Genomic DNA, 7,227 nt, shown 5'->3' with positions numbered 1-7,227 from the left:
GTTTCTTGAATTCTTCATTGTATCGTTGCCGTTGTTCTCCCATGTGGACACACCTCCGTTAGCCTTATTATCCTTCTGTCCGTTAATGGGTGTCCACTTTTTATTCTAGTTCCATGGTGATCGTTAGATTTAGAAATGTGCTGAAATGACCGAAATAAGGTTCGTGGTGATCGTTAGCGTAGTGGATTAGTGCCGGATGAATGCGCAGCTATGGAATAAAATAAAAAGACCTCAACTTCACAATAAAGGGAATTCCCTTAATGGTGGTGTCGAGGTCTTTTGGCATCAAATAAGCGATGTGTGTGGAAGTAAAAAACTCTTGCAACTTGGCCGGATGTCAGTGAAATTTCGCTACACGCTACACGGCATCTCGCCTGAGGAAATCGCATAGAGTACACGCCCTTAGGTTCTACTATACGCCCGTCCGTGTGCCAATAATGTTGGTGTTACAACTACAATTACCTATTACTGACCCATCATACCGCCGTCTACAGTGTAGAGGGATGCGGTAACGTAAGAGGCGTCTTCGGACAACAGGAAGTTCATCACGGCTGCGACTTCTTCCGGTTCACCGTAACGGCCCATTGGGATAGCAGATACTGTAGCGGATTGGTAATCTTCCACGTTGCCGGAGTTAGCTTCGATCTGACGCATCATACGTGTGTTGATTGTACCTGGCAATACGGCGTTAACACGAATGTTGAAAGGTGCCAGCTCGTTAGCAGCGGTACGTGTGAGACCAACAACGGCATGTTTGGACATAATATATGGAGATACCGCCGGAGCGCCCATCAGACCAGCAAGGGAAGAGGTATTCAGAATCGCACCGGATTTTTGTTTTTTCATCACAGGAATGACGTTTTGCAGACCAAGGAATACCCCGCGAATATTTACGTTGTATACTGTATCAAGTGCTTCGACACTCAGGTCTTCAATTAGACCCGTTGGCCCTTCAATACCGGCATTATTCGCAAAATAATCGATGCGTCCAAATGCATCCAGTGCTTTTTGTACATAATTTTTAACATCTGCTTCATCGGATACGTTGGCTTTGACCGCAATGACATGCTTTTGATCGAGATTCAATTCAGCAATCGTTTTGGCAATTGCTTCTTCGTTCAAATCAACCAAGACCAGATTGATTTTACGTTCAGCCAAGCGACGTGCAAGCTCTTTACCAATTCCTCCGGCAGCTCCTGTAATGACAGCGGTTTGTGTGTAGGATGTACTCATGATTGAATCGTCTCCTTATAATATATAATGGGCAGGTAATCTCCATAGGAATTAAATAATAAATTCAGTGGGTGAAAACCTGTCGTCTTTAGTTCCTGTCTTAATGTTAAGATATACATAAATATGTGACAATAATCATTGACAGCGCAAATGTCAGCTACTGAACACAGATGTAAGCGTTGTTCATTTAGGTTACAATAATGGACAAAGGAGGCGGAAGTGTTGATTATTGAACACCCTCAGGATCGGAGAGCACGAAGAACGCAGGATGCGATCATCGCTGCGGCGGTTTCTTTAATATTGGAAAAGGGGGCTGACGCCCTGACCATCCGGGATATTACGGAACGAGCCGACTATAATCGGGGGACCTTTTATTTGCATTTTCCCGGCAAACCGGAGCTACTGCAATTTCTTCTGGAAGACTTCCTGCAAGGATTAGGACAGGCTTACGCCTCACCGTATGCTAACCTTACAGAAGTAGATATGACCGGACTGTTACCGTCAACTATGCCTGTGTTTGAATATATTGAGAATCATCAGGATCAATTCAAGGCGCTCATGACAATGCATGGGGATATGGCGCTCAGGATCAACAATGTGTTCCGGGATTACCTTACTCAGGACTTCATTTTGGTAACTGAAGATAGTGAGCAAGTGATCAATTATGACATCATGTTAAGTTATCTCGTATCCGCAACCGTGGGGGTTATTATGCATTGGGCAGAGGTGGGATTCAAATATTCCGCACATTATATGGGGGAACAGCTGACAGCTCTAATTAACATCAAACCGACCCGTCTGCTGATTGAACCAGGGCAGAAGGGTCGGATGATGAATGAGCGTATGTTTTCGGACTAAATACATGCAAATACATGCTTATTATACGATGTGAATGCGTCCCGCTGCGGGATCTGCGTACAACTGAAGGTTAACCCGTCATTGAAGCAGATGCAGCATGCTGCATCTGGAGCAATTGTTCGCGGATGAGTACGGACTCTCCAACCATAATTAAAGCTGGATTACAGATGTGATGCATAGTAGCTAATGTCTGCAGTTCGGCAAGTGTGCCTGTGACAATTCGTTCTTCACTTGTTGTTCCTCGTTCAATTAATGCGGCTGGTGTATGCCCGGCTTTGCCATGACGAAGCAACTCTTGCTGTATCTGTGATAACTGGCTTATCCCCATGTAAATCACAAGCGTATCTACGCTATGCGCAAGCAGGTCCCAGCGAACAGAGGATACACTTCCGTCGCTGCCGGTTCCCGTTACGCAGGCAAAAGAAGAAGCGACCCCGCGATGGGTTAGTGGAATGAGCGAAGAAGCGGAAGTACCCACAGCCGAAGTGATGCCGGGGATAATCTCGTACGGGATACCAGAATCCGCCAGCACCAGCGCTTCTTCACCTCCACGGCCGAAGATGAACGGGTCACCGCCTTTAAGCCTGACAACGTGTTTGCCTTCTGCTGCATGAGAAGCCAGCATACGTCCGATCATCTCCTGGCTCATAGAGTGAAGCCCGGGAGCTTTGCCACAGTAAATACGGAGAGCGCCATCCCGCGCCTCAGCAAGTAATTCATCCGTGACAAGTCGATCGTACATAATAACATCAGCAGACTGAATCCGTTTCAGGGCTTTGACTGTAATCAGTTCGGGATCACCAGGACCAGCACCGATGATACTTACCAACCCTCTGCTCATGACCGTGTCCCCCATTTCGAAGTCGTATTGGGAGCTGTTAGCCCTGATCTGCCACCTTGAATGGTCGCTAGCGGAGATGATAGCTTAAGCGAGCTTCCCCAGTGATGCGCAAAATACAGACCAAGACCTGTAAATACAGCGCCGCCCAAAAAGTTACCTGCCAGCACCGGAATCTGATTCCACAGCAACCAGTCTGTAATCGTGACATGAGCGCCAAGCATCATGCCAGCCGGGATCACAAACATGTTCACAACGGCGTGTTCAAAGCCTTGGGCAAAAAAGATCGTAATGGGCAGCCACATCGCCACGATTTTCCCCAGTGTAGATGTAGAGGTCATCGCCATCACGGCTCCGAGCGCAACCATCCAGTTACATAGAATGGCTTTTATGATGACAAGCACGATGCCTGCCCCGCCCAGATGCTGATACCCCAGTGTTTTCGTTTCGCTGGTTTGAATCAGCGTTTGAACGAGTGGGTTACTCATATCTGTGCCCATTTTGGTTATCGTCAGGCCGTATAATAGTGCGTAAAATGCACATCCGATCAGGTGACCGATAATTACCCACAAGTAGTTACGAAACATATCGATAAGTCTGACCCTGCGCTTCATCACTGCGAGTGGAATCATGGCGAAGTTTCCTGTCACCAGTTCAAGACCGAGCAGAATAATGATGGCGAATCCTGCCGGGAAGATGAGTGCACCCGCCAAACCAAGCGAAGTTTGAGACACGGCAGTATACGCCAGTGTAGTGGCAAAGGCAAGGATGGCCCCCGCCAAGAAACCACGGATCAACATCTGTACCCGATTCATTTTGGCTTTATGTTCACCAATGTCAACCATGGCTTGCAATACTTCTGCAGGTTTAACAAAATCCATCGTGCACCCCTCCTTCTGTCAGCATTGTCTTGTAACACCAATCACTTGGTTAACCTGCAATCGTAATATAGATATCCCCGCTATCTCCGTCCACTTCTGTTTTGTACGTGTTCAAGCAACCATCGTCCGGTTCATGGACCTTGCCGCTTCGCAGATCAATCTTCCAGTCATGTAATGGACAGTGAACGGCTGTGCCGCAGACCATGCCCTCCGATAGCTTGCCGCCCTTGTGAGGGCAGCGGTTTTCTACGGCATGCAGGCTGCCGTCGCTCAGTTTGAAAACGGCAATTTCGGTATCCTCGACCAGAAAGGTACGAGCCCCTTTTTCATCAATATCGGCCAGATGCCCAATGCGAAATCTACTCATCGCTGATCCTCCTCTTCTAGTGAGCTACCGGTTCTGCACCGGACAGTGGGGTGAAGTTTTTACGCAGTTTCTCATCTTCAATAATCTCTTTCCAAGGATCTACCGTGTGACCCAGTGTCACTTCCAGACGTTCAACCAGTGCGAGACGTACATCTCGATCTGCCAGAGCCTCCTTCACATGATCCAGACCTACCCGTTCAATCCAGGCCGCTGTTCTCTCATTCCATCTTGCGTTCTCTCTATAGTATTGCAGGTAAGCATAAGTCCACTCTTCGACTTCAGCATCGGTTTTCACCGTACATAACAGTTCGGCTGCTCGAACCTTCACACCGCCATTGCCGCCGACATGAAGCTCCCAGGCTCCATCAATGGCTACGACACCGAGATCCTTGATGGTGGCTTCGGCACAGTTCCGAGGACATCCGGAGACGGCCAATTTTACTTTGGCTGGAGCGACCATCTTGTCGAGTTTCTTCTCCAGACGAATGCCCATTTCTATGGAATCCTGTGTACCGAAGCGGCAGAACGTATTACCTACACATGTTTTTACTGTCCGTAAAGCTTTGCCGTAACCGAAGCCGGAAGGCATGTCGAGTTCTTCCCATATCTTCGGCAGGTTTTCCTTCTGTACTCCAAGTAGATCGAGTCGTTGTCCGCCCGTAAATTTGACCATCGGTACGTCGTATTTCTCTGCAACTGTTGCGATCTTGATCAGTTCTGCAGGGGACGTTACACCACCGTAAATTCGCGGAATAACGGAATACGTGCCGTCTTTCTGGATATTGGCATGGTAACGTTCGTTCGTGAATTTGGATACCCGCTCATCCTCATATTCTGTAGGCCAGATCATACCAAGGTAGTAGTTAAGGGAAGGGCGGCATTTGGAGCAACCTTCTGGCTCATCCCAGCCAAGCACGTTCATGACTTCTTTGACGGTTTTCAGGCCCATCTCCTTGATTTGTGCCACAATTTCATCCCGGTCATACGAAGTACAGCCGCAGATACCTTCTTTGGTTTGCTCGCCCACGTTGTCCCCTGCATAATAGGTGAGCAGTGATTCCACGATTGGTTTACATCCTCCACAGGAAGCGGAAGCTTTCGTGCAGGATTTGATAGCACCGACAGTGTTACATCCTTTATTGAGAACAGCATCGCCGATGGCAGCTTTCGTTACACCGTTACAGCCACAGATGATCTCATCATCTGGCATGGCAGCCATGCGCTCGGCTACAGACGGGCCGGAACCGGAACCGCCAGAAGGCACGCCGAGCAAAATTTCTTTTTCACGACCGCTGATGTCCTCACCGCTTTTAATTAAGGAAAAGAGGGATGCGCCATCGGTCGTATCACCAAACAACACTGCACCGACTAGCTTGCCGTCCTTGATCACCATCTTTTTGTAAACACCGTCTACATCATCCTGAATGCGAATGCTGCGTGTGTCTGGCGAGTCCTTGAATTGTCCGGCAGAGAATACGTCGACTCCCGAGACCTTCAGCTTGGTTGAAGTGACCGACCCTGCGTATCCTTCGGTTGCTGCACCGGCGAGCCGTTTGGCAAGAACCATACCTTGTTCATATAACGGAGCTACGAGTCCATAGGCAATACCGCGATGCTCCGCGCATTCTCCGACAGCAGAGATTCCAGGGATATTGGTATGCATATAGTCATCGACGATGACCCCGCGATTAACGTCCAGACCGCTGTTTCGAGCCAGTTCAATCTGCGGGCGAATACCGACCGCCATCACAACGAGGTCTGCCTCAAGCACCGTTTGATCGGTGAAGCGAAGTGCTTTAACCCGGCCTTTGCCTGTAATCTCTTCGGTATGTTTGTTCAAAAGGAACTTCATGCCCTGCTCCTCAAGCTCTCGCTGAAGCATTAATCCAGCAGGCAGATCCAGATTTCGATCCATCAAGTGTCCATTAATATGAATGACGGTTACGTCCATACCCAGATTCAATAGTCCGCGGGCAGCTTCCAGACCGAGTAGTCCACCGCCGATGACAGCCGCCTTGCGGTACTTTTGGGAAGCCGCCATCATCGTTTCACAGTCTTTAATGTCACGGAAGCCGATGACCCCTTCTTTATTCGCGCCTGGAAGAGGCAGGATGAAAGCCTGTGAACCTGTCGCCATAATCAGCTCGTCATAGGATGCGTGGACCCCATTCTGAGATACAACTTCCTTGCGTACCGTATCGATCTGCACGACAGGGTCACCCGGATAGACATGGACACCGTTATCTTCGTACCAGCTCCAATCATTAATCACGATATCTTCAATGGATGTTCCGCCTGCGAGAACGGAAGATAGCATGATTCGGTTGTAGTTTGGATGCGGCTCTGCGCCAAAGACGGTAATGTCATATGCATGTGGTGCGAGTTTCAGAATATGCTCAATTGTACGAATTCCCGCCATACCATTGCCGACCAGCACCAGTTTTTTCGTTGTACTCATTGTGGTTAGCCCCCTCAGATCCATTTCTGTATTCTGTTTACTACGCTACCTTCGTCTGTTCCTAAAAATCGAAAAAGCCTGTCATGCCTCGGAGGACTGCGCATATACATACGCATCCCTTATCTCCGAATTTGCAAAACAGGCTTCATTGCCGTTTCAACCAGCTACGTCGTTGTAACTGTGAGTGATCCTTCAGTTATGGAGTTCTTATGGGTTAACTATAAAAGAATGATTTGTTCATGTCAATATAGTTAACATAAAAAAGTATTTGAAATTTGAAGTTAATTATGTTTACATGAGTTTAAAGAAAAGCTGAATCGGCTACGTAAAATATGCTTTAAATTACAAAAAATAAGAAAATAAATCCATGTATCACTTCGTAAACGCCATATAATGTAGGAAATGTGCCATAGTACTCATGATTAACCCATTATTTGTTCCATTTTAATTCATTAGGATCAGACCGAGGATCAGAATGCATCTCATGATGCTACTTACGAATACTTCAGAGCACCTGGAATTTTGAAATATAGATGTTTATTCCTTGATTTTTGTTAGGTAACATGACATTATAACGCTTTCATGTGGTAAT

Annotated in this window: 6 protein-coding genes; 1 reads left to right on the top strand and 5 read right to left on the bottom strand. The window is 47.5% G+C overall.

Annotated features, from left to right (window positions below; all coding sequences use genetic code 11):
- Positions 1-465: 465 nt before the first annotated feature.
- Positions 466-1,233: an SDR family NAD(P)-dependent oxidoreductase gene (locus M3629_RS23015; RefSeq protein ID WP_251510654.1), complete on the bottom strand. Its 768-nt coding sequence runs from the start codon at positions 1,231-1,233 to the stop codon at positions 466-468.
- Between the two features lie 222 nt (positions 1,234-1,455).
- On the opposite strand from M3629_RS23015, the gene M3629_RS23010 reads away from it, so the two are divergent.
- A complete protein-coding gene (locus M3629_RS23010; RefSeq protein WP_167375745.1) occupies positions 1,456-2,091 on the top strand; it encodes a TetR/AcrR family transcriptional regulator in 636 nt (211 codons plus the stop codon).
- A 70-nt stretch (positions 2,092-2,161) separates the two neighbouring features.
- Here M3629_RS23010 and cobA read toward each other — a convergent pair whose 3' ends face one another.
- The 4 genes from cobA to nirB are packed head-to-tail and all read right to left on the bottom strand — an operon-like array spanning position 2,162 to position 6,635.
- Positions 2,162-2,932, bottom strand: coding sequence for a uroporphyrinogen-III C-methyltransferase (gene cobA / locus M3629_RS23005; RefSeq protein ID WP_251510653.1), 771 nt, complete (start codon positions 2,930-2,932; stop codon positions 2,162-2,164).
- On the bottom strand, positions 2,929-3,810 hold the full coding sequence (locus tag M3629_RS23000; RefSeq protein ID WP_251510652.1) for a formate/nitrite transporter family protein: 882 nt from the start codon (positions 3,808-3,810) through the stop codon (positions 2,929-2,931). Before M3629_RS23000 ends, cobA begins: the two co-directional genes overlap by 4 nt.
- A 49-nt stretch (positions 3,811-3,859) precedes the next feature.
- On the bottom strand, positions 3,860-4,177 hold the full coding sequence (gene nirD, locus M3629_RS22995) for a nitrite reductase small subunit NirD (RefSeq protein WP_251510646.1): 318 nt from the start codon (positions 4,175-4,177) through the stop codon (positions 3,860-3,862).
- 16 nt (positions 4,178-4,193) lie between these two features.
- A complete protein-coding gene (gene nirB, locus M3629_RS22990; RefSeq protein ID WP_090921513.1) occupies positions 4,194-6,635 on the bottom strand; it encodes a nitrite reductase large subunit NirB in 2,442 nt (813 codons plus the stop codon).
- Positions 6,636-7,227 lie beyond the last annotated feature (592 nt).

It is taken from the genome of Paenibacillus polysaccharolyticus (genome assembly GCF_023714295.1).
GTDB lineage: Bacteria > Bacillota > Bacilli > Paenibacillales > Paenibacillaceae > Paenibacillus > Paenibacillus polysaccharolyticus_A.
Note: the sequence above shows the minus strand (reverse complement) of the source record. Positions and strands in the feature narration are given on the sequence as shown.